Source organism: Paenibacillus sp. JCM 18996 (genome assembly GCF_055392555.1).
This window is the reverse complement of the sequence record NZ_AP043884.1, coordinates 2,234,606-2,256,967: the sequence shown is the minus strand read 5'-3', so window position 1 is coordinate 2,256,967 and position 22,362 is coordinate 2,234,606. Positions and strand designations below refer to the sequence as shown.

At 50.4% G+C, this 22,362-nt stretch carries 22 protein-coding genes and 1 pseudogene; 18 read left to right on the top strand and 5 right to left on the bottom strand.

Going from position 1 to position 22,362, the window contains the following annotated elements; genetic code table 11:
• Positions 1-227 precede the first annotated feature (227 nt).
• The 14 genes from cysK (at position 228) to ACZ5N7_RS11070 (ending at position 13,826) form a co-directional block, all read left to right on the top strand.
• Positions 228-1,136, top strand: coding sequence for a cysteine synthase A (gene cysK / locus ACZ5N7_RS11135; protein WP_464654245.1), 909 nt, complete (start codon positions 228-230; stop codon positions 1,134-1,136).
• A 164-nt stretch (positions 1,137-1,300) separates the two neighbouring features.
• Positions 1,301-1,591, top strand: a complete 291-nt coding sequence (locus tag ACZ5N7_RS11130; RefSeq protein ID WP_464654244.1) for a hypothetical protein — start codon at positions 1,301-1,303, stop codon at positions 1,589-1,591.
• A 238-nt stretch (positions 1,592-1,829) separates the two neighbouring features.
• Complete coding sequence (locus ACZ5N7_RS11125) at positions 1,830-2,321, top strand: Lrp/AsnC family transcriptional regulator (protein WP_464654243.1); 492 nt, start codon at positions 1,830-1,832, stop codon at positions 2,319-2,321.
• Positions 2,322-2,334: 13 nt separating this feature from the next.
• Positions 2,335-3,546, top strand: a complete 1,212-nt coding sequence (locus ACZ5N7_RS11120; protein ID WP_464654242.1) for an aminotransferase class I/II-fold pyridoxal phosphate-dependent enzyme — start codon at positions 2,335-2,337, stop codon at positions 3,544-3,546.
• A gap of 87 nt (positions 3,547-3,633) precedes the next feature.
• Positions 3,634-4,164, top strand: a complete 531-nt coding sequence (locus ACZ5N7_RS11115; RefSeq protein ID WP_464654241.1) for a hypothetical protein — start codon at positions 3,634-3,636, stop codon at positions 4,162-4,164.
• A 28-nt stretch (positions 4,165-4,192) separates the two neighbouring features.
• Positions 4,193-4,768, top strand: coding sequence for a cob(I)yrinic acid a,c-diamide adenosyltransferase (locus ACZ5N7_RS11110; RefSeq protein WP_464654240.1), 576 nt, complete (start codon positions 4,193-4,195; stop codon positions 4,766-4,768).
• The gene (locus ACZ5N7_RS11105) at positions 4,755-5,687 is read left to right on the top strand and encodes an RluA family pseudouridine synthase (protein WP_464654239.1); all 933 of its coding nucleotides are present in this window, start codon (positions 4,755-4,757) and stop codon (positions 5,685-5,687) included. Before ACZ5N7_RS11110 ends, ACZ5N7_RS11105 begins: the two co-directional genes overlap by 14 nt.
• A gap of 119 nt (positions 5,688-5,806) precedes the next feature.
• Positions 5,807-6,163 (top strand): arsenate reductase family protein, encoded by a 357-nt coding sequence (locus ACZ5N7_RS11100; RefSeq protein WP_464654238.1) that lies wholly within the window; start codon positions 5,807-5,809, stop codon positions 6,161-6,163.
• A 167-nt stretch (positions 6,164-6,330) separates the two neighbouring features.
• Positions 6,331-7,395, top strand: coding sequence for a site-2 protease family protein (locus ACZ5N7_RS11095; protein WP_464654237.1), 1,065 nt, complete (start codon positions 6,331-6,333; stop codon positions 7,393-7,395).
• 38 nt (positions 7,396-7,433) lie between these two features.
• Positions 7,434-8,615, top strand: a complete 1,182-nt coding sequence (locus tag ACZ5N7_RS11090; RefSeq protein ID WP_464654236.1) for an aminotransferase class I/II-fold pyridoxal phosphate-dependent enzyme — start codon at positions 7,434-7,436, stop codon at positions 8,613-8,615.
• A 316-nt stretch (positions 8,616-8,931) separates the two neighbouring features.
• A complete protein-coding gene (locus ACZ5N7_RS11085) occupies positions 8,932-9,942 on the top strand; it encodes a Gfo/Idh/MocA family protein (protein WP_464654235.1) in 1,011 nt (336 codons plus the stop codon).
• 34 nt (positions 9,943-9,976) lie between these two features.
• The gene (locus tag ACZ5N7_RS11080; RefSeq protein ID WP_464654234.1) at positions 9,977-10,960 is read left to right on the top strand and encodes a helix-turn-helix domain-containing protein; all 984 of its coding nucleotides are present in this window, start codon (positions 9,977-9,979) and stop codon (positions 10,958-10,960) included.
• 243 nt (positions 10,961-11,203) lie between these two features.
• A complete protein-coding gene (locus ACZ5N7_RS11075) occupies positions 11,204-12,055 on the top strand; it encodes a 5'-3' exonuclease (protein WP_464659237.1) in 852 nt (283 codons plus the stop codon).
• Between the two features lie 391 nt (positions 12,056-12,446).
• Positions 12,447-13,826: a PAS domain S-box protein gene (locus ACZ5N7_RS11070; RefSeq protein ID WP_464654233.1), complete on the top strand. Its 1,380-nt coding sequence runs from the start codon at positions 12,447-12,449 to the stop codon at positions 13,824-13,826.
• A 27-nt stretch (positions 13,827-13,853) separates the two neighbouring features.
• Here the strand turns inward: ACZ5N7_RS11070 and ACZ5N7_RS11065 are convergent, their stop codons facing one another.
• From ACZ5N7_RS11065 to ACZ5N7_RS11055, 3 genes are all read right to left on the bottom strand, one after another.
• Positions 13,854-14,771, bottom strand: a complete 918-nt coding sequence (locus ACZ5N7_RS11065; protein WP_464654232.1) for an aminoglycoside phosphotransferase family protein — start codon at positions 14,769-14,771, stop codon at positions 13,854-13,856.
• A gap of 352 nt (positions 14,772-15,123) precedes the next feature.
• Positions 15,124-15,555: an SRPBCC family protein gene (locus ACZ5N7_RS11060; RefSeq protein WP_464654231.1), complete on the bottom strand. Its 432-nt coding sequence runs from the start codon at positions 15,553-15,555 to the stop codon at positions 15,124-15,126.
• A gap of 69 nt (positions 15,556-15,624) precedes the next feature.
• Positions 15,625-16,593, bottom strand: a complete 969-nt coding sequence (locus tag ACZ5N7_RS11055) for a sigma-70 family RNA polymerase sigma factor (RefSeq protein ID WP_464654230.1) — start codon at positions 16,591-16,593, stop codon at positions 15,625-15,627.
• Positions 16,594-16,807: 214 nt separating this feature from the next.
• Between ACZ5N7_RS11055 and ACZ5N7_RS11050 the strand changes: the two genes are divergently transcribed.
• The 4 genes and pseudogenes from ACZ5N7_RS11050 to ilvD all read left to right on the top strand — a co-directional run bounded on the left by ACZ5N7_RS11050 (position 16,808) and on the right by ilvD (position 21,197).
• Positions 16,808-17,215 carry a hypothetical protein gene (locus tag ACZ5N7_RS11050; protein WP_464654229.1) on the top strand — a complete coding sequence of 136 codons (408 nt, stop codon included), beginning with the start codon at positions 16,808-16,810 and terminating at the stop codon, positions 17,213-17,215.
• Positions 17,216-17,436: 221 nt separating this feature from the next.
• Positions 17,437-17,517: pseudogene (locus ACZ5N7_RS11045) on the top strand (hypothetical protein); the annotation flags it as partial.
• Between the two features lie 106 nt (positions 17,518-17,623).
• The gene (locus tag ACZ5N7_RS11040) at positions 17,624-19,297 is read left to right on the top strand and encodes a glutamine--tRNA ligase/YqeY domain fusion protein (protein ID WP_464654228.1); all 1,674 of its coding nucleotides are present in this window, start codon (positions 17,624-17,626) and stop codon (positions 19,295-19,297) included.
• Between the two features lie 214 nt (positions 19,298-19,511).
• Positions 19,512-21,197: a dihydroxy-acid dehydratase gene (gene ilvD, locus ACZ5N7_RS11035; protein ID WP_464654227.1), complete on the top strand. Its 1,686-nt coding sequence runs from the start codon at positions 19,512-19,514 to the stop codon at positions 21,195-21,197.
• A gap of 398 nt (positions 21,198-21,595) precedes the next feature.
• On the opposite strand, the gene ACZ5N7_RS11030 is transcribed toward ilvD, so the two are convergent.
• Both ACZ5N7_RS11030 and ACZ5N7_RS11025 read right to left on the bottom strand, forming a co-directional pair.
• Positions 21,596-21,850 (bottom strand): hypothetical protein, encoded by a 255-nt coding sequence (locus ACZ5N7_RS11030; protein ID WP_464654226.1) that lies wholly within the window; start codon positions 21,848-21,850, stop codon positions 21,596-21,598.
• A 52-nt stretch (positions 21,851-21,902) separates the two neighbouring features.
• On the bottom strand, positions 21,903-22,196 hold the full coding sequence (locus ACZ5N7_RS11025; protein WP_464654225.1) for a DUF3055 domain-containing protein: 294 nt from the start codon (positions 22,194-22,196) through the stop codon (positions 21,903-21,905).
• Between the last annotated feature and the right edge of the window lie 166 nt (positions 22,197-22,362).

Sequence of the window (22,362 nt, the reverse complement as noted above, 5' to 3'; positions counted from 1 at the left end):
ACCCTTGATTTAGGGACCCAACTCGGAGGAAGAAACAAAAGGCTTCTTGAGCAGGGCAATAGAGATGCAGCGTCAGCAGCCGCGCCTTGATTTCGAATTTGCATTAGTGCTCAAAGAACTCCTGCGGAAATCTTGAAGAATCCGACTATAACCGATAAAATAAGCAGGAATAAGATTTGGACATCAGGAAGCTTAAAAGGGGTGTATATCAGTTGGAGCAGCGCAGAATGGTTAACAGCATTACGGAGCTGATCGGCGAAACCCCGGCCGTGCGGATCAACCGCCTGACAGGGGTAGAGGATGCGGAGGTTTACGTCAAGCTGGAGTATTTCAATCCGAGCGGAAGTGTGAAGGACCGCGCCGCTTATAATTTGATAGCGCAGGCCGAGAAGGACGGGCATTTAAAGCCGGGAGCCACCATCATTGAGCCTACCAGCGGCAATACGGGGATCGGCCTGGCGATGAATGCGGCGGCTAAAGGATATAAAGCTATTCTGGTTATGCCGGATAATATGACCAAAGAGCGGATCAACCTGCTTAAAGCGTACGGAGCTGAGGTAGTGCTGACGCCGGCGGCGGAACGGATGCCCGGGGCGATAAGGAAAGCGATAGAGCTGAGGGATCAAATCCCGGACAGCTATATTCCGCAGCAGTTCGAGAATCCGGCCAATCCTGATATCCATCGGGTTACGACGGCGCTGGAAATCCTTCAGCAGACGGAAGGCCGTTTGGACGCGTTCGTCGCCACATCCGGCACCGGGGGAACTATTACAGGCACGGGCGAAGTGCTGAAAAAGCATTTGCCGGGGCTGGCCATTTATGTCGTTGAGCCTCAAGGCTCGCCGGTGCTGTCAGGAGGACAGCCGGGCCCGCACAAGCTGGTGGGAACCAGCCCGGGCTTCATTCCTGCCATTCTTAACACGGCAATCTACGATAAAATCGTGCAGGTGGCCGACGAGGACGCTTTGGCGACTACACGGGACCTGGCCGCCAGGGAGGGCATCCTTGTGGGCCCTTCAGCCGGTGCGGCCGTGTGGACCGCGCTGCAGGTTGCCCGCGAGCTCGGGAAAGGCAAACGTGTGCTGTGCATTGCTCCCGATACGGGAGAACGGTATTTAAGCATGGGTATATTTTAGGCGTTCAAGTTTCGCCGGTTCATCCTGGATTAAATGTTTCCAGGGTGAATTTTTTTGGAACGTATTGAATAAAAATACATATAGATGTATTATTATAGATATTAGATATTCATTTTCCATTCAACCATATTAAATTCAAATAAATCGAAAAGGGTGTGAACGGTATGCTGTCTTTTCAGCAAGATGTGCCTTCGGCAGCTCAGTATACAAAGCTTATGCAAAAAGGCGGACAATCGGCTTCCCGGAAAGAAGCGTTGGATTATGCGGATCTCTGCCAAAGCAGCCGTGTTATTTCCGTGTATGACAAGGATCAGCTGGTTGGGGTAGGCACTTTGAAAGCACCGTGCGGGCCGCAGACTGGAGGAATTTCGTTTCTTATTGCCGCTACGCATGAGGGAAGGCGTGTTGAGGAGCATCTGTGCAAGCTGCTTCAGCTTCAAGCGACTGCGGGATAGGTGCGGAGTGGCGGTTGTCCCTTAACCCTAGCGCACTCCACTGAAATTTTTTCAGGTCCTAAGGTAAGTGCGTAATCAGAAAGCCGTATACAAATCGTACAAATTACCCGGCGGAAGGCTTGAATGCGAAGATCTTCTTCCGGTTTTTTCTATTTTATCAACAATTAATATTCGTTCTTTGCAGGCGGGCTGTAAAGGTGTAATATGAAAATGGAAAGTCCATTCAGGAGGCTGCGCAATGAACGAATTCAAACTTAAAGTGTTGGAACTGCTCAAGGAAGATTCGCGTAGAAGCGCGGAATTGATCGCCACGATGCTTGCGGCTTCCACGGAACAGGTGGAGCAAGCGATCCGCGAGATGGAAGAAGAGAACATAATCGTTAAATATGCGACGGTTGTGAACTGGAGCAAAGTAGACAGTGAACGGGTGACCGCCCTGATTGAAGTGCAGATCACGCCCGAACGGGGAAGAGGGTTTGACTCGATAGCGGAGCGGATTTATGTATATCCGGAAGTGAAATCGGTTTACTTGATGTCAGGCTCGTACGATTTGCTGGTGGAAGTGGAGGAGCACAGTCTGAAGGAGGTCGCCTCGTTCGTTTCCAACAAGCTTTCTCCGCTCGACCGCGTGCTTTCGACAAAAACGAATTTTATATTGAAAAAATACAAGCAGGACGGAATCATCTTTGAAGATCGCGAGGATGACCACCGGCTGCTGATTTCCCCGTAAAGGAAGAGAAGCTATGATCAACCAGGAACAGACAGTAACCACACCCGGCACAAAAAATATGAAAGATTATTTGGCTCCTCTGGTCAGAGATATTCCGCCGTCCGGAATCCGCCGTTTTTTTGATTTGGTCAGCGCGAGCAAAGACATTATCTCTCTGGGCGTTGGAGAACCCGATTTTTCCACGCCCTGGAAGGTGCGGGAGGCTGCGGTCACCTCTCTGGAGCGGGGAATGACCAAATATACCGCTAATTCGGGTATTCCGGCACTGAGGGAAGCTATCGCTTCTTATCTTCATGACAGCTTTGCGATTTCATACGACCCGGGCGATGAGGTGCTCGTCACCGTAGGCGGCAGCGAGGCGATTGACCTGGCTTTGCGCGCTTTGATCACCGCAGGGGATGAAATTCTCATTCCGGAGCCATGCTACATCTCGTACTCTCCTATCACAACCATCGGCGGAGGCGTGGCGGTAGGGATTGAAACGTTCGCAGAGGATGATTTCAAACTGACGCCGGAAGCGCTGCGCAGTGTTCTGACACCGCGTTCGAAGGTGCTGATCTTGAGCTATCCGAGCAATCCGACCGGCGGAATCATGACATACGAGGATTGGCTGCCTATTGCCAAAATTGTGGAAGAGCAGGACCTGATCGTTATTTCCGATGAGATTTATGCCGAACTCACTTACGGCCAGAAGCACGTCAGCTTCGCCTCCATTCCCGGAATGAGGGATAGGACGATTGTCGTCAGCGGATTTTCCAAGGCTTTTGCTATGACAGGCTGGAGAATGGGCTACGCTTGCGGCCACCGCGATATTATCTCGGCCATGCTCAAAATCCATCAATACACGGTGATGTGCGCACCTGTTATGGGGCAGGTGGCCGCTCTGGAAGCTTTGAGGAACGGACAGGAAGATAAGGACCGGATGGTGGAGTCGTACAATCAGCGCAGAAGGCTGGTCGTCAAAGGATTTCGCGAAATCGGGCTGGAGTGCCACGAGCCGCAGGGGGCTTTCTACGCGTTCCCGTCGATCATGTCCACGGGACTCGGATCCGAGGAATTCGCCCAGCAGCTGCTGCAGGATGCAAAGGTTGCCGCGGTGCCCGGACACGTGTTCGGCATGGGCGGGGAAGGCTTTGTACGCTGCTCTTACGCGACCTCGGTGAGCCAGCTGAATGAAGCGATCGAGCGAATGGGCAGGTTTGTGGACAGGATCAAAAGTTCCTGACAATAAAGAGGGAGCCGGTGATCTTCACCGGCTTTTTTTTGAATAGTTGAAGGCGGAGTTGCGCTGGTTACATAAGGGAGGATACGGATGAGGAAATTATGGTTGCCCTTTCTGCTGCTGTTGGTACTGATGGGGTGCGGAGCGCCGAAAGCGGATGTGCCGATCTTTATGATGCCTGCGAACGGGTTGCCTGCAGGTGCGGCGGACAAGCTGAAAGCTTCGCTGCAAGCCAAAGTGGGAGATAAGCCGACAATTGAAATTAACGGTTCACCGATTTTTTCGTTGGAAAAATTGATTGTAGAGATCGCAGCGGGAGAGAACGGAATCATTGTGGTCTCTTATGACCAATTCAAAGCAATGGGAGAACAGAAGGGCTATGCAGCGCTGGATTCTGTTATCGAGGGCAGCAATTTGAAGCCCGAGGACGTGCAGCAAGGCTATCTGGAAACCACGGACAACGGTAAAACCGAGAAGCATCTGTACGGCCTCCCTCTGGAAAACACCAAATGGTTCAAGGAACAAAATTTAAACGGCAAAGATTTGATCGCTTTTATCCCGATGAATGTCAAAAACAAAGATAACGCGCTGAAAGTGATGAAGTCCATAGCTGAAAAATAAGCGGCTTCCGGCTAAGGGAGGGATCGCGGTGAAAATATATACTAGAACGGGAGACGCCGGGAAAACGGCAGTGATCGGAGGCAGAGTCGACAAAGACGATGTGCGTGTGGAAGCTTACGGCACGGTGGATGAGCTGAACAGCTTTGTGGGGCAGGCTGTGAGCCTCCTTGACAAAGAGAAATTCGGCGATATGTGCAGTGACCTGCTGCAAATTCAGCATGAGCTGTTTGACTGCGGATCGGATCTCGCCAGTGTGAAGCCAGACTCTCCGTTTGCAGTGACCGGGGAAATGGTGGACAACCTTGAGGCGTGGATTGACCGTTATGACGCCGAGACTCCGGACATTACCCGATTTATTCTGCCTGGAGGCAGCCCGGCTTCAGCAGCGCTGCACGTATGCAGGACGGTGTGCCGCAGAGCGGAGCGCCGTGTCGTGACATTGGCGAGGCAGCAGGAAATCAATGGGCATACCCGCAGGTACCTGAACCGGCTCTCGGACTTTCTCTTTACGGTGGCGAGAACCGCCAATTTCCGCGAAGGGGCTGCCGATGTCGAATATATCCGAAGCGCTGAGGTGTTCCGTCTAAATAATGAACTACTATGAGCCTCTAACTTACATCGTGCCTCCCGAAGAAGAGGGAATGGTGCTGAAGACGATTTTACAAAAAAGACTGCATATGTCGAGGAAGCTTTTGTCGAAGCTGAAGCTGACCGAGCGGGGAATTACTGTAAACGGGGAGCGGGTGTATATCAGCGTCCACGTCAAGGCGGGCGATGTTGTCGAAGCACGGATGGAGCAGGAGCGGTCCGACGATATTTTGCCGCAGCAGCTGCCGCTGGAGATTCTGTACGAGGATGACCAGCTGCTCATAGTGAACAAGGAAGCGGGACAAATTGTCCATCCGACACATGGGCATTATGTGAACACTGTGGCCAACGCGGTTGTCTGCCACTGGCAGGAGAAGGGAGTAGCGGCGCGTTTTCGCCCGATTCACCGATTGGACCAGGAAACTTCCGGCGTGCTCGCCATCGCCAAAACCCCTTATGCCCACCAGCAGGTGTCGGAACAAATGAAGCGGAACGAAGTGACCAAGGAGTATGTCGCTTTAGTGTATGGGGCTATGACGGAGGACGAAGGCACCGTGAACGAGCCCATCGACCGGAATAAGGAGAATCCTCACCTCCGGGCAGTGACGCCGGACGGGTACCCTTCCGTCACCCATTACCGGGTGGAACGGCGTTTCAGCAGCGCGACTCTTGTTCGCCTCAGGCTGGAAACCGGACGGACGCATCAAATCCGCGTGCACATGCAGCATCTGGGCCATCCGCTGATCGGCGACAAGCTTTATGTGCCGGATTCGCCTACAGGGTTGCCTTCCCAACCGGCAAGTTCCATGCAAAGGCAGGCGCTGCACCATATCCGCATGGGCTTCAGCCACCCTGTGGCCAAGATCTGGGTCGAATTCACCGCGCCTCTGCCGGAGGATATGCGTCTTTTTATCTCGAAACTAGAGAATGAGTGAGAAGCTTCCTTTTGGATAAAAGGGGCTTTCTTGCGTTCTTGACTTCCTTTTGCATTTGCCCGACAATTTGATGAATGTGCGTAAATATTAACGATGTATCATAAGGAGCAGACCTCAAAATGAAAGTGACTTTCTACCATTACCCCAAATGCGGGACATGCCGTGCGGCACTTAAGTGGCTTACAGCCAAAGGGTTCGAAACGGACGCGATAAATCTTTTCGAGCAGCCGCCTACTATCGAGGAGCTTAGAACTTATGTGGAAAAGCACGGCATTCCGGTTAAAAAGCTGTTCAACACCTCCGGCGAAGTGTACAAAGAGATGAACCTGAAGGACAGGCTTACCGGCATGAGCCAGGAGGAAATGCTCGAACTCCTCGCCTCGAACGGCAGGCTGATTAAACGGCCGATTGCTGCGGACGGCGAAAGAATAACAGTAGGCTTCAAGGAACCGGAGTACGAGAGCGTGTGGGGCTAACGCCGATTCGGGCCAAATCGTGCGGAAGGCAGCAGGATGGCGGCAGGAAGGCACAGCAAGCGAGCCGAAAGAAAGAGCTGCGAAAGCAGGGAAAGTGTGGAAACCAGGCTGCAAATGAAACGAACATCCCGCTCCAACCGTAAATAATTTAATTGGAGGGGATCATAGTGGACAAGAAAAAGAAACGAAACCCGCTGTGGATTATCGGAGCGGTCATCGCAGTGTTTTTCGGGAAGCTGAAAGCCCTTGTACCGCTGCTCAAGCTGGGCAAGGCCGGAGGAGCCCTCATATCCATGGCCGTTTCCATATGGGCTTATGCTTACTTTGCACCGTTGCCTTTTGCCGTCGGGTTCGTGCTGCTCCTGTTCGTCCATGAAATGGGCCACGTCATTGCCGCCAAGCGAAAGGGACTGCCAATGACGGCGCCGATTTTCATTCCTTTCCTGGGAGCGCTGATAAATATGAAAAAGCATCCCAGGGACGCGGCCACAGAAGCTTATATCGGTATTGGAGGCCCTGTTCTGGGCAGTATAGGAGCCGCGGTTTTGTTTTTTGCCGGATGGCTCTGGCATTACCCGCTTCTGTTGTCGATTGCTTATACCGGGTTTTTCCTGAACCTGATCAATCTGCTTCCCATCCATCCGCTGGACGGAGGCAGAATTTCGGTGGCGGTGACGCGTTGGCTCTGGCTGGTGGGACTTGTCGGCGGACTGGCGCTAATTATTTATATGAAAAGCATTCTTTTCTTTATCATTTGGATAAGCTTCGCCTGGGATTTATATAAAAAATACGTGAAACACCGCAAAAACGCTGAGCGGCATACCCTGCCGATGCAGGTGGATCTTCAGATTCAGGACTGGCTCGCACAATCGTCCTTTATGATTCCGGGGGAGAACCACCAGAGGGATCTGCCTTTTACCACGCATTCGAATATGGACGGTCTGCAGGTGGTGGAATTTTCCTGGGAGGGCCTCGGCCTTTACCACAAAATCGAGCTGAACCAGCAGGCGTTCATTCATAAAATCCGCGTTGTGCGGGTGGAGAGGAAAAGCACTCTCGAACAGCTGCATCTTATTGTGCACTGCCAAATGGACTACACCCCTTACGAGAGCGACAGCTACTACGAAGTGCCGGCGGGAACCCGGTGGGCTTTCGGCTCGGCTTACTTTTTGCTGGCAGCGGCGCTGATTGGCATGATGTACTGGACTCATCGGCTTGGCGTTTTATATTGACGCGCACCAACATTACGAAATTGACAGTGAGGTAAAATATGGAGATCAAAGGCTCGCAGCGGCTTGAGCAGATGGGCTCGGCAATTTTCGCTGAAGTGGCGCAGTGGAAGGCGGAGGCGGTCAGACAGGGCAGGGATGTAATTGATTTGGGAATTGGTAGTCCGGACCAGCCCCCGTCCGAACGGGTGATAAGGGCATTGGAGCAAGCGGTGCGCAACCCGCGGAATTACGGTTATCCGAGCTCCGAGGGCACACTTGCTTTTCGGCAGTCCGTAGCGGCCTGGTACCGACACCGTTTTGGAGTGGTACTGGATCCGGCGGACGAGATTACGACGTTAATGGGATCGCAGGATGGACTGGCCCATTTGGCGATGGCACTTCTGGACCCCGGTGATACGGCGATCGTGCCGGACCCGGGCTATCCGATTTATGCGGCGGGGCTTGTGATGGCGGGGGTGACTCCCTGCTATCTGCAGCTGAGGGCGGAGAATGATTTTCTGCCTCGATTCGAGGATATTCCAGCGGAAACGGCGGTTGCCGCCAAGCTAATGATACTGAATTACCCGAGCAATCCGTTGTCGGCGGTGGCGGATCGCGCCTTTTTTGAAAAGGCTGTCGCTTTTGCGAAGGCAAATCGCATACTTATTGCGCATGATTTGGCTTATTCCGAGATGGCGTTCGACGGCCTGAAACCGATCAGCATCCTTGAAGTCGAAGGAGCGAAGGAGGTTGCTGTCGAATTCCATTCTTTATCCAAAAGCTTTAACATGGCCGGATGCCGGATCGCATTTATGGTGGGGCATAAGGATGCGGTTCATGCGCTGCGCAGGTTAAAAGGTTCCATCGACTACGGTATCTTCCTGGCTGTGCAGGAAGCGGGAATTGCCGCGCTTAAGGAGGATTTGGAGAGGGAGGAAACGGTGGCGGGCTTCTACCAGAAGCGAAGAGATCTGTTCATTGCGGCGCTTCGACAAGCGGGGTGGGATTTGCCTCTTCCTAAAGCGACAATGTTCCTATGGGCTCCGGTGCCGAGGGGATGGACATCTCGACAAATTTCCCGGGAAATCTTGGCAAATGCGGGAGTTGTCGTTATACCGGGAGACGCTTTTGGCGCGCAGGGAGAAGGATATGTGCGTATTGCCCTGGTGCAGGAGGAGCCCGTTTTACTGGAGGCTGCCGCGCGGCTTGGCAGGTTTATGAAGCATTTGAAGAAAGCATGAGCGGCGATATTTCGGCTTCTCGCTAGCGGCGGTGCGGGGAGATGGAGGGCTGGAAGCAGGCCGGGAGACAGCTCAGCAGGAGTGTAGGCCGGCTGCAGCGAGATAGCGTACTGGAAGTACGCTATCTCCAGTACCGCGGGCAGATAAGGTACTGGAAGTACGCTATCGTCGATGCCGCAACACGCTAAAGTCAAGCCAACGGCCCGCTTCAATACGTCGCAATTTCACACATCTGCTTGTCGCCATATTACAATATGATAACGCATACGACTCATTGTACAATGGAGTAAAGTCATAATTTTGGAGGGTTTATTCCATGATTAAAGTAGCGATGTTAAGCTTTTGGCATGTTCACGCAAAGGATTACGCCAAGCAGGCGACAGAACACCCGGAGACGGAGATCGTTGCCGTATGGGACGAAATCAAGGAAAGAGGACAGAAGGAAGCATCAGAGCGGGGGGCGGAATTTTACGAAAATTTGGACGAGCTGCTCGCGAGGGAAGACATTGGCGGCGTGATTGTGGATACTCCTACCAATCTGCATCACAAGGTGATTATGGCTGCCGCGCGCGCGGGAAAGCACATCTTCACCGAGAAGGTTATCGCGCCGACGGTTCAGGAAGTAAACGATATCATTGCCGAGGTCGAGCGCGCCGGAATAAAGCTCACGGTTTCGCTGCCCCGCTTAAACGACTACTACACTCTTGCCGTACAGGATCTCATCGCCAAAGGCGTGTTCGGCCAGCTCACATTGGTGAGAACGAGACTGTCGCATAATGGAGCGCTGCCTAACGACACTAGCTCCGACGGCTGGCTTCCGGGGCATTTTTACAACCTGGAGCAGTGCGGCGGCGGAGCCATGATCGATCTGGGCTGTCATCCGATGTATCTGGCCCGTCTGTTCCTCGGCATGCCTCAAAGCGTAAGCTCCAGCTATGGCTATGTTACGGGCAGGGAAGTGGAAGACAACGCGGTAGCGGTTCTTAACTACGCTAATGGTGCTGTGGGCATCGCTGAAGCGGGATTTGTGAATCCGTCGTCCCCTTTTGTTATTGAAATTCACGGCACGAAGGGTTCGCTGCTATACTCCACGCATGATAACCGGCTGCTCGTTCGCAGCACAGAGCTGGAGAATAAAGAGTGGCACGCCTTGACAGACCTGCCTGACAGCAAAGAATCGGCCTTCAGCCAATGGGTTAACCACATTAAGAATGAAACCGTCGCTTCGGAGAACATCCAAATGGCTGTCGATTTGACGACGCTGATGCACGCATCCAATCTTTCCGCAAAAGCCGGCAAGGCGATTGCATTGGACCAATTGGCATAATACGCCGTTTAAAGCAGGAATGAGGTGAGAGACCATGGAGACTTGGAAGCTGTGCCCGGACAGACGATTCCCTTTTGAAATGATGAGAATGAACGCGCAAGCTTTGGATCGCCTTGAACTCCAATTCACCTGGGGGAATTACGGCATCCGTGTGCTCAAATTCCACTACACCACCTTCCCTCCCGGTAAAGTGGTCGATTACCATAAACATTCCGAATATGAATTTCACTATATCCCGCGCGGAAAAGGGACCGTCATATTGGAAGGGACCACGTACCCTCTTCAGGATGGAATGATGTATGTCACCGGACCAAACGTAGTGCATCGGCAGGAGGCTGACTCTGCTGAAGCTATGGAGGAATTCTGCCTGCATTTAGACATCCATCCGTTACAGGAACCTGCACAAGCCGAAGAAAGCCGGAACGAATGGGGCAGGAATTGGGAAAATTCCGAGGCCGAACAATTCTTCCGGGAGCTGGAAGGACTGCCGAAAATCCCGGTGCTTGACCAGCACGGAGCGATGGACGGCTTCGCCGAAGCCTATACCGCTTGGAGCGAGAAGAAGCTTGGTTTGTACACGCTGCTCAAGCAGTCCATTGTTCAAATTTTGCTGCGCACTCTGTCCGCCTACACTTCCGATCCCGGGAATACCCTGCCGGTTAGGGACATGAAGGAACACCGCTGCCTGATGGCCGTGCAATTTATCCGCGATAACTATATGCTGCCCATAACTTTGGAGAATGTCGCGGAAAAGGTACAGATCAGCCCCCGCCAGCTTCAACGCATTCTTCGCGGACAGACGGGGGGAACATTCACGGCGTATTTGGAAAATCTGCGCATTTCGCAAATCTGTTCCGAATTGACGGTCTCGGAGGATTCGATCGACCGGCTGGCGGTCCGCAACGGCTTTTCCAATGGGAATTATTTGCACCATGTTTTCAAAAAGAGGCTGGGCATGACTCCGCTGCAATACAGGGAACGCCATAGCCAGCCAGCTGCCGCAGCTGTTGAACGCTGAAATATGCTGTCCTTTGTCGCTGTAGGATTTGTAGGGTTCAGACCATTTTTAACGTCTCGGGCTATTGGGGGAAGATAAACGACTGGCTGGGTTCAATTAGCTGGTCGTTTTTCCTTATCATTGAAGTAACAGTCAGACCCGTATCTTAAACTCTCCCGAATATTCCAAAGAAGTGGTATAATAGATAGAATCATAGATCAGTGGGAGAGATTCAAATTGCAGGAAACAAAACCAAACAGCGTGATGCTGGTAGACGGAATGGCTCTATTGTTCAGGGCTTTTTACGCGTCTTCTTTCAGCGGATATATACAGAAAACAAGCTACGGCCTGCCGACCAATGCGGTGCATGGCTTCGTCAAATATTTTTGGGATGCGATCCGGACGTTTCAGCCGACCCATGTGGTATGCTGCTGGGATATGGGAAGCAAGACGTTCCGCACACAGCAGTTCGAAGCCTATAAAGCGAACCGGCTGGCGGCCCCGGAGGAGCTGATCCCCCAATTCGATCTGGTCAAGGAAGTCGTGGAAAGCTTCGGTGTCCCGAATGTGGGGCTTGAGGGCTATGAAGCGGACGACTGCATCGGAACGTTGGCGGCTTTGTACAGCGGCACCGGCACCGGCGTCATGATCCTCTCCGGAGACCACGATATGCTGCAGCTGCTGAGCGAACGGGTCAAGGTCATTATTATGAAGAAAGGGCTGTCCAATTACGCGGTCTACGACCCGGATGTGCTGCTTGTGGAGAAACAGCTGACCCCTATCCAGATAATCGATCTCAAAGGTCTCATGGGAGATACGGCCGACAATTATCCGGGTGTCAAAGGAATCGGCGAGAAGACGGCGGTCAAGCTGCTGCAGCAGTACGGATCGATTGACGGCATCATCGAGAACCTGAGCGAGCTGCCAAAAGGCGTCCGCGCCAAGATCGAAGCGGAGCTGGAGATGCTTCATTTATCCCGTGACCTTGCACGAATCCGGTGCGATGTGCCGGTCACTTTGGAGCTTGACCGCTGCTGCTGGGCGATGGAACGTGACCGGGTCATCCTGAAGTTCGAGGAACTGGAGTTCAAAGGTTTGATGAAGTTGATCGGCTAAACGGGTTTTGCCATACCATCATATCTCCTTTTTCACACTGTGAGGAGCTTATAACACTACTTGTTGAAAGCTGCCCGTTTGTCGAGCGCCAGCCTTCAGTTACTTTTCAATTCATTCAGTAACTCAATGATCTTGTCATTTTGGTCAATTTGTGCAGTCTACCCCCATAAGCAATACGATCCCATACAACTCCTCAAGGGTCTGCACTGTAGCATGACGCATTTGTGGGTGATTGGTCTATCGTGCAATTTCCATTACACTCTGATCATCAGCTTTACCTGACACAAATGTGTTAAGAGTGAAAAGCGTATTGTGCTGCGAATCGATGGAATTGTATACTGATAGGACGATGACTATCTCTTAAGTAAGCCTTGAGGAGGCTGTTCCAACGATGGTTCATAATGAGGGTAACAATCATATATTCGCGCAAGCTTACGACAGCGCTCCTTTCGGCATTGGTGTTTACGCACCCGACAAGAACCGGTGGATTAGAGCCAATCCGTTTTTTTGCAAAATACTCGGTTACACGCTTGAGGAACTGCAGGGCAGCATTGACAGCAGCTTTACTCATCCCGAGGACAAGGCGTTAAACAGCGATCCTGTAATCATCGGGGCTGCTTCGGATCAGACACTTTTTCCCTATAAAATGGAACGCCGATATCTCCATAAAGACGGACATATCGTCAGAGTATCGCTCAACATCTCGCCGCTGACTGGTCAGCGTACGGATGCTTCCCCGCTTCTGCTTGTCCATATCACTGACATCACAGACCAGCATCGGTACGTTGAGAGACTGCTGGACAGTGAGCGTAAACACCGGATGATAGCTGAAGTCTCGCTGGATTGGATTTCGCGGCAAAAAGCGGACGATGAGGCGACTGTGGTCTACTCGTCACCCATTTGTAAGTCGATTTTGGGATATGAACCGGAAGAAATGATCGCCATGAGCGGTGTATACTTCGTTCATCCTGACGACTTGGAACGGGTGAAGAACTTTTTGTCCGCCGCCCAACGTTCAGAGCGTGACAAAGTCATCTTCCGGTTCCGCCGCAAAGACGGCAGCTACATTTGGCTCGAATCATCCAGCCGTTTCACATTTGACGAGAACGGGAATATGGAAGAGATCATATCCATTTCCCGCGATATCACGGACCGCAGGAAGGCCGATCAACTACTCGAGGAGAGCGAGCAGCGCTACAAATCTCTTTTCGATAACAATCCGGCTGCCGTCTACTCCATGAATCTCGATGGGGACTATTTGACGGCGAATGCCAATCTGGAAAAGCTCACCGGCTACACTCTGGAGGAGTTAATTGGCATGTACTGGGGCCCTATAGTTGATCCAAAGGACCTCCCCAAAACGCTGCATCATTTTGGACTTGCCAAGCAGGGCTATCCTCAGAGCTATCCGGTGAACCGGCTCATTTTTACCTCAATATTAAAAAAAATGAGCTACGAAGCAGATGTGGTCGTGAATGGCGCCGAGGCCGTTCGTGCCGTCAAACACGGTCAATATGATTTCGTATTTATGGACCTGCAAATGCCTGTGATGGACGGCTTTGAAGCGGCCGCAGCTATCCTCGGCCACTTTGAAGAGGGAGACTCGGACGGACCTGCCATTATCGCCGTTACCGCCTTCGCCCAGAACACGGACCGTGACATGTGCCTGGCGGCCGGCATGAAGGATTTTATCAGTAAACCTGTGTTCGCGCCTGAAGTTGATCGGGTATTGCGGCACTGGTCCCCGGGTCTTTTATTGAATGGATCATAAAATAGTGGCACCTGCGTTTTCCTCAAATCAAGTATTCAAAATTGATTCTGCGAAAGCCACGTTTTTTATAAGACTCGGATAATCCTCAGGGGGCGATCCGTCTTCTACGTTCCAGCATGCTCCCATTGCAGTTTCCACATAAAGGCATTGTTTTAATATGTCGCTTGGAATATTAAGATTTTTTTCTAAAAAGCCTATTATACCGTTTATTTTCTTATATAATTCCGTAGTTATTTCATCACCAAATTCATTTAATATAAAACGTGGAATATCAAATACAGGATCGCCTATTACGCCTTTAGGGTCGATAATTACATAGTCTCCATTATTACTGAGTAAAATATTATCATGATGAAAGTCGCCATGCAGCAGCATCTGTTGTGAATACAGAGTAGAAACCGATAAGCATATATTCTTAGCTTTTTTCATATATGAATATAATTCTTTACAGTCGTGTCGTTTGCTCATATATTCTGTTATCCTGGCGACCCACTCTTTGTAAGTCGGATATATTTCTGCTCGAGGTGGAGTTAGATGCAAGCCCTTATATAGGGAACAGAACACGGATAGTCTTTTATCAAGAGAACTCTCATTCCTTAAAGGACTACCCGGTTGCACACATTCTTCAAGTATGATACCGTTTTCAATGTCTGCGTCAAAGACTCTGCAAAATCGTCTGCCGTTATATTGACACAAAGTATTAAACTCTGTAAATAGTTCTCCGAACGAAGGATTACCTATTTTCAGCACTACGTTTCCAAAGATTTCTGAATAGCATATAAAAACTAAGTTTGCAGAATAGGAAGGAATAAATTGGAAAGAAGTTAAAGTCCACTTATCGGCACATACTTCGATATCCCTCAAAACTTTTTCATAAAAATCTTTACCAAAACGGTTAGTTAAATTTTCGATTTCATTTTGACTGAAACAATAACTCTTGTTCATCCTTAGGATCTACCTCCACACCACTAAGAGTTCAAGGAATGCGTCGTACAACTTAAATCGCCCATCCTAATTCAATGGTTGCCTTTAGACGGGCCATCCTTATCATTTTTTTCAAATTGATTATAACTCATATATACCAGGAAAAATGGGTTCTTGCCAACGGAAAACGACGCAGAATCCCCCAATCTTTTCAGACTAGGGGATTGAACGTAGACATTGAACTTGGTCTGAATACCGTTGTAAGTGGTTCTCCTCAAATCCGAGTGCGAGAGTACCTTCTTTACATGCAAGTTCACAAAAATGTGTGAGGAGGTCAATGCCATTTCAATCACCTCAGAATTTAGATTGGTAATTAGAATTCTTCTGTATATCTTTTGAAATTGTCTATAATCGCTTGCCAGCCCGCCTGCTGCATTTCAATGGAATGGGTGCTTTCAGCATCAAAAATTTCAACGACCTTCGTTTCATTTCCTTGATTGACGAAGGTGATATCCACTTTTCTCCCATCTCCCAGTGTGTATGAAATTTGCTCATGCTGCTTCACTGCATCGTATACCCCGCCGAAATCAAAGCCCATGCTGCCGTCTTTCGCTTCCATCCTTGTAAGAAACTTGCCACCAACCCGCAAATCATTTTCCGATCTTGGCGAGTGCCATGTCTCTGAAGCCTGATTCCACTTCGTGATGTGTTCCGGTTCAGACCAATACCTCCATACTTTTTCTACTGGCGCTTGAATGACTGCCTGAACGGTTACTTTCGTTTTTTTATTATTACTTGTTTCCATTTTGAAGCACCTCACTCGATTATTGTTTTTTGGATTCTCTTTTATTTAGACGAAATCCGATTGCAATATTCATCGGTCTAATTGTTCAGGAAGTCCAAATCGCGAAAATAATTTTGTGTTGATGAAATTTTGGATGTGGAATATCTTCTTGTCTTTCATTACAATGACGTGAATTCCCCAGGGTACCAAGCAGGTTTTGTCACTGCTCGGCACATATTGCGCAAAAGCAGGGTAACCGCCATTCACCGTAGTCGGCAAAAACCGGGACCCGTCACAATGCCAGCGTGTAAGTGAAAAAAACTTGAACAAATCGTCCTTGCCGCGTACCCACATAGGGAAAGGCGGCATAGACATATGGCCTTCCTCATGAAACAAGGCTACCAGTGCATGGATATCAAATCGTTCAAAAGCTTCCACATACCGTGAAAGCAGTTCTTGATCAGGCTGGACATCCATCAAGCTGTATTCTTCAGAACGGAGTTTCGCCCGATCCATCGTTTCTCTGGCTCTTTGCAAGGCGCTGTTAACTGCTGCTGGCGACATTCCTAACGTTGCTGCAATCTGTTTGGAGGACCACTCAAATACGTCTTTCAAAATGAGAGCTGCACGTTGACGTGGAGGCAAAATTTGCAAGAGTGTAATAAAACAGAGTTGAAGGGTATCTTTGCGAATGAGTATATCTTCTGGATTTTCCGAAAATGCGGGGGCAGGCCAGATCCAGGATGAGTCAGGCAACGTTTCACTGGGGCCGATAATGGATGCCGCGGGGTCGGAAAAGTCAACGGGACGAGTTCGCCGTTTAGCTTGTCTTAGCTTGTCCAGGCATATATTTGAAGCAATCCGATAGACCCATGTTTTGTAAGAGGATTCCTGTCTGAATGAGTTCCAACTTTGCCAAACACGAATAAAGGCTTCTTGAACGGCATCGTCTGCGTCATCGATCGATCCTAGCATTCTATAACAGAACGATGTTAACTCCGGCTTCAAGCTGTCAAATAACTGAAGTTCTAGTGCATGCTCCAGTGCTGTTTCGTTCATTTGGGCCCCCTTCTGAGGTGCGAATCCCTTTTCACACATCAACAAACTGATCTTTTCAATACTAATCCTCGTAGAGATTCCACATTTTTCTGAAATATCCTTCATCATTTGCAATTATACTGCCCGTTTGCACGTCCGTGGTGATTGGTCCAGTCAATAACGGAGCGTCCGCATAAATTACAAGCATACAGTCCTCGATAGGAGGTGTTTCTTGTTGAGCGATATCAGAATTCACGGCTGCCCTGCCCCTGAGAATATCACGCTGGTTCAACGTCTGAAACCGATGATCGGCCGCATCGTAACGGTGTTTCAACCAGGATTTCCCCGATTAACCCGAACAACCGGAAAGCTTACTAACGTGAGTTCTACGTCCTTTATAGTTGGAGAAACGCAGGTGGTTATCAAAACGTCTTTCTTCATTGTGCTGAACTCGGCCGTAAAATCCGTAAAATCCTTTGATTTAACTGCAACCGCCGAAGAAATCGGAAGTCTGAAGGGGAAATTAATCCGCGTCGGTAAAGATTTTGTGGAATTCGTACAGGCGCCGGAGACAAAAGTACCCACCATCTTTCCTTTAAATCAATTTACGGAAGTAAACTGCGAACATAAGGATGGGGAATGAAGCAAAAGGGCACCTCACATCCCGCGGTGCTCTTCTTTTTACACCATTCCGCTGCGAAGTGCCGTGTAACTGCCAGTTAACAGAGCGATGCAGCCGATCGATCCGCCGGCAGCCTCGTCAAGTTGAATTATTGAGCATTTGTTTCCCGTTAGCCTTCCACGCAGCGCGGGAACCAGCGCTGCACCACAGAGAATGAAAATGGAAAGACAAGCATTGAGAAACAGTTTCCCAGCGCCGCTTATTTATGTTCTTGGGCAGCGTTAGTTCCTGGACATAATGAGAGTGCGGGCAAACGCAAAAGCGATCCATATGCAAAGCATAGGCTGGCATCTATATTTTGCAAGGAAAATTGGTTATAATTATATGTTATACAAGGTTATAGAATAATGCGTCGGAAAGGTTGATATTGTGGAGACGAAGACGATACCATCCAACTTTATAAAAAATATTATGATCGAAGACCTGGAGTCCGGGAAAGTGGATAAAATCGTAACCCGGTTTCCGCCGGAGCCGAACGGGTACCTGCACATCGGGCACGCGAAGTCGATCTGCATCAATTTTGAGCTGGCCGACGAGTTTAAAGGACGCACTCATCTGCGTTTTGACGATACGAACCCGACCAAGGAAGACACAGAGTATGTGAATTCCATCAAGGAGGACGTGAAGTGGCTGGGCTTTGAGTGGGACGGGCTGTTTTTCGCATCGGACTATTTTCAGGAGATGTATGACCGCGCAGTGCTTTTGATCAAAAAGCAAAAAGCGTACGTGGACGACCTTTCAGCGGATGAAATCCGCGAATCCCGCGGCACGCTGACGGAGGCAGGGAAAGAAAGCCCGTACCGCAGCCGTACGGTCGATGAGAATTTAAAGCTGTTTGAAGAGATGAAGAACGGGGAGTACAAGGACGGTCAGAAAGTGCTTCGCGCCAAGATCGACATGGCTTCGCCAAACATTACGCTGCGTGATCCGGTCATTTACCGTATCTCCCACGCTCACCATCATAACACCGGGGATAAGTGGTGCATTTACCCGATGTATGCTTACGCGCATCCTCTCGAAGACGCCATCGAGGGAATCACCCACTCCATCTGCACGCTGGAATTCGAAGAGCTCCGCCCTTTTTATGACTGGGTCATCGAAGAATGCGAAATGGAGAATGTCCCCCGCCAGTATGAGTTTAACCGCTTGAACCTGACGAACACGGTAATGAGCAAAAGAAAGCTCCGGCTCCTCGTGGAAGAGAATGTGGTGGACGGTTGGGACGATCCGCGTATGCCGACAATTTCAGGACTCCGCCGCAAAGGATATACGCCTGAAGCGATCCGCAATTTCGTGCGGGAAACCGGGGTTTCCAAAGGCTACGGCGTTATCGATGTGAAAATGCTGGAGCATTTTATCCGGGAAGATTTGAAGCTCAAGGCTCCCCGCACGATGGCGGTGCTGAACCCGCTGAAGGTGGTCATCACCAACTATCCGGAAGGCGAGTCGGAAATGCTGGATGCGGAAATCAATCCGGAAAATCCTGAAATGGGGAGCCGCCAGATTCCTTTTTCCAGGGAGATTTACATCGAGCAGGACGATTTTATGGAGAATCCGCCAAAAGGCTACCATCGCTTATTCCCGGGCAACGAAGTGCGGCTGAAGAACGCGTATTTCATCAAGTGCAACGAATTTGTCAAGGACGAGAACGGCAATGTGGTCGAAATCCAGTGCACATACGATCCTGAGACGAAGAGCGGCTCCGGCTTCACGGGACGTAAAGTGAAAGGAACGATCCACTGGGTGGACGCCAACAGTGCGGTTCCGGCGGAGTTCCGGCTGTACGAGTCCTTGATCCTGGACGAAGAGGATGAGGAAGAGGCAGAGGATTTTCTGAATCGCCTGAATCCTGCTTCGCTCGAAATCCTGCACGGCTTTGTGGAACCGACCATGAATGAAGCGCAGCCTCAGGACAAGTTCCAATTTTTCCGGCACGGCTATTTCAATGTGGATCCCAAGCACTCGAAGCCCGGCGCACCGGTATTTAACCGGGTGGTGTCGCTCAAGAGCTCGTTTGATGTCAATGCCGCTGCCAAGCAATAAATCGCGAGAAAGACACATGCCCTGGCGTGTGTTTTTCTATTTAGCCTATCTATGAACAATCCCTGCCGCCAGAAAGCTCGCCTTCAATTGACGCGAGCTTTCTGGCTTCCCGCCAAATTTATTTTCAAATAGTCTGAAACGTGATAAAATCTAATGAAGCGAAACTACAAAGCAATTAAAATATAGAGCGCATTGAGAGGAGCTCAACAAACATATGGGGAAATCCAAGATGAGAAGCGATATGATCAAAAAAGGATTCGATCGCGCTCCGCACCGTTCTTTGTTAAGAGCGGCCGGAGTGAAGGAAGAGGATTTCGATAAACCGTTTATCGCGGTGTGCAACTCCTATATTGACATTGTGCCGGGTCACGTGCATTTGCAGGAGTTCGGTAAATTGGTGAAAGAAGCGATCCGCGAAGCGGGCGGGGTACCGTTCGAGTTCAATACGATCGGCGTCGACGACGGGATTGCGATGGGACATATCGGAATGCGCTATTCGCTGCCAAGCCGCGAGATTATTGCGGATTCCTTCGAGACTGTCGTCTCGGCGCACTGGTTTGACGGAGCGGTATGTATCCCTAACTGCGATAAGATCACCCCGGGAATGATGATGGGTGCGCTGCGCGTGAACATTCCTACGATGTTTGTGAGCGGCGGACCTATGAAAGCCGGAAAAGACAGGAACGGCAGATCGATTTCCCTGACGTCCGTATTTGAAGGCGTCGGCGCTTATCAGGTCGGCAAAATCGACGAGCAGACGCTGACAGAGCTGGAGCAGTACGGCTGTCCTACCTGCGGTTCCTGTTCGGGCATGTTCACAGCGAATTCCATGAACTGTCTGGCGGAGGGCTTAGGTTTGGCGCTTCCGGGCAACGGTACGATTCTGGCTGTCGCACCTGAGCGCAGAGAATTTGTGAAACGTTCCGCGAAACAGCTGATGGAGCTGATCAAGCTGGACATCAAGCCTCGCGATATCGTAACGATGGAAGCCATCGACAACGCTTTTGCTTTGGACATGGCGATGGGCGGTTCCACAAATACCGTGCTGCATACGTTGGCTCTGGTCCATGAAGCCGGCCTTGACTATCCGATCGAGCGTATCAATGAAGTGGCCAAACGCGTTCCGCATCTGGCCAAACTTGCTCCTGCCTCCGATCATCATATTGAAGACCTGCATAACGCCGGCGGCGTAAGCGCCATTATCAACGAGCTCCTGAAAAAAGAAGGAGCCTTGAACGGGGAGTGCATTACCGTTACAGGCAAGACTCTTGCCGAGAATGTGGCAGGCCATGAAATTCTGGACAAGAACGTAATTCGTCCGCTGGACAATCCGCACAGCCCGGAGGGAGGTTTGTCGGTATTATTCGGCAACCTGGCTCCTAACGGAGGCATCATTAAAGTGGGCGCTGTCGACAAAGAAGTGGGAGACCGCCATGTCGGCCCGGCTATCTGCTTCAATTCCCAGGATGAAGCTTTGTATGGCATCGCCAACGGAAAAGTGAAGGAAGGCCATGTAGTCGTTATCCGTTACGAAGGACCCAAGGGCGGACCGGGTATGCCGGAAATGCTGGCGCCAACTTCTCAGATCGTCGGTATGGGCCTAGGGGCAAAAGTCGGTTTGATCACGGACGGACGTTTCTCCGGCGCATCCCGCGGAATTTCCGTAGGACATATCTCCCCTGAAGCCGCTGAAGGCGGCCCGATCGCTTTCATCGAAGACGGCGATATCATCGAGCTGGATTTGGCCAACCGCAAGATCGAGCTGCAAATCTCCGACGAGGAGATGGAACGCCGCAGAGCGAACTGGCAGGGCTTTGAGCCGAAGGTGAAGACCGGCTACCTTGCGCGTTATTCCAAGCTGGTCACATCGGCTAACACCGGGGCGGTTATGAAAATTTAATTGTAGGCAAAAAAACAGCGGGCCAACTCCTGGATGGCCGCTGTTTTTTTTGTGTGAAAATATTTCGTTGAACTAAGTTGCACAATTAAAATGCAGGCGGTTACGCATCGAGTAACTGTAAAAGGTCCCTCTAATCCGATTTGTTAGATGTACGTATCGAATTTAACGGGATTTTCTGCCTGTAATTTGGCACTTTGACCATGCAGGAGACATTTCCCGCAACATTAACGGGAGTTTTTCCCGCCAAATGATTCTACAAAGCGCATTAGTGTAAAATTAGCAGGAGCTTTTCCTGTTCGTCTTGTCCGGCTTTGTGTTGGAGTGGCGGCCGTCCCATGCCGCGCCGAGGGTTGCGGTTCCATTCCGCGCGAGGGCTGCCATTACATGCGTCGGACATCCTACTCGTCGTGAGTGTCATGGTCCGCGGGGAATTCACGCGATCTGCCTGCATGAAGCTCGCGGTTCTCGTAGCTGTACGTATTCGGCGGTCTTTGGTCCTCGCGCCATGGAGTGCTCTTTCCGAGTGACTCTGCCGGCAGGGATGACCGGTAAGGCCCCTCGGGAAACTCCTCCGCCGTCAGGTCGTTGCGCTGGGACTCCACCGTAGAGAGGTCTGTATATGGTCTGCAATCTTCTTCGAGAAAATCGTTCATGGCAAGAAGCCTCCTTAACGGATTTACAATCTTACCATAGCCACAAGCAGGATTAAATATCCGTAAAGTTAATGACGCCCACGATTTCAGCCAGAAATTGGCCCAATTCTTCCGCTTCCTCTTCTGTCAGCTTATATACATGTTCCAGGTAGCCTTCCTCTTGCAGGTCATCGGGGCCGATCAGTGCCGTTTTGTACGACTGTAGGTCCGTTACCAGCTTTTTTCCGTAAAATCGGTTGGTTGAAGTGACTGCCAGGTCAAACCGACGGAGCGATTCTCCGACAAAGCACACGTATCGGGTGGTGGTTTCTTCAGTAGTATCATATAAAAAATCGAAATCGGACATTTGATCACTCCATTACAGGGTTATTATCGATTGAAATCCGTTATTGTTTTAGTATACCACGGGACGGGGAGCCAGCCAAAGATTGGTGTTGCCTTGTTTAGAGGCTGTATGCTATAATATAAGTAATTTCAAAACTCGCAGAGGAAGCACCTCACTTACGCTTAAG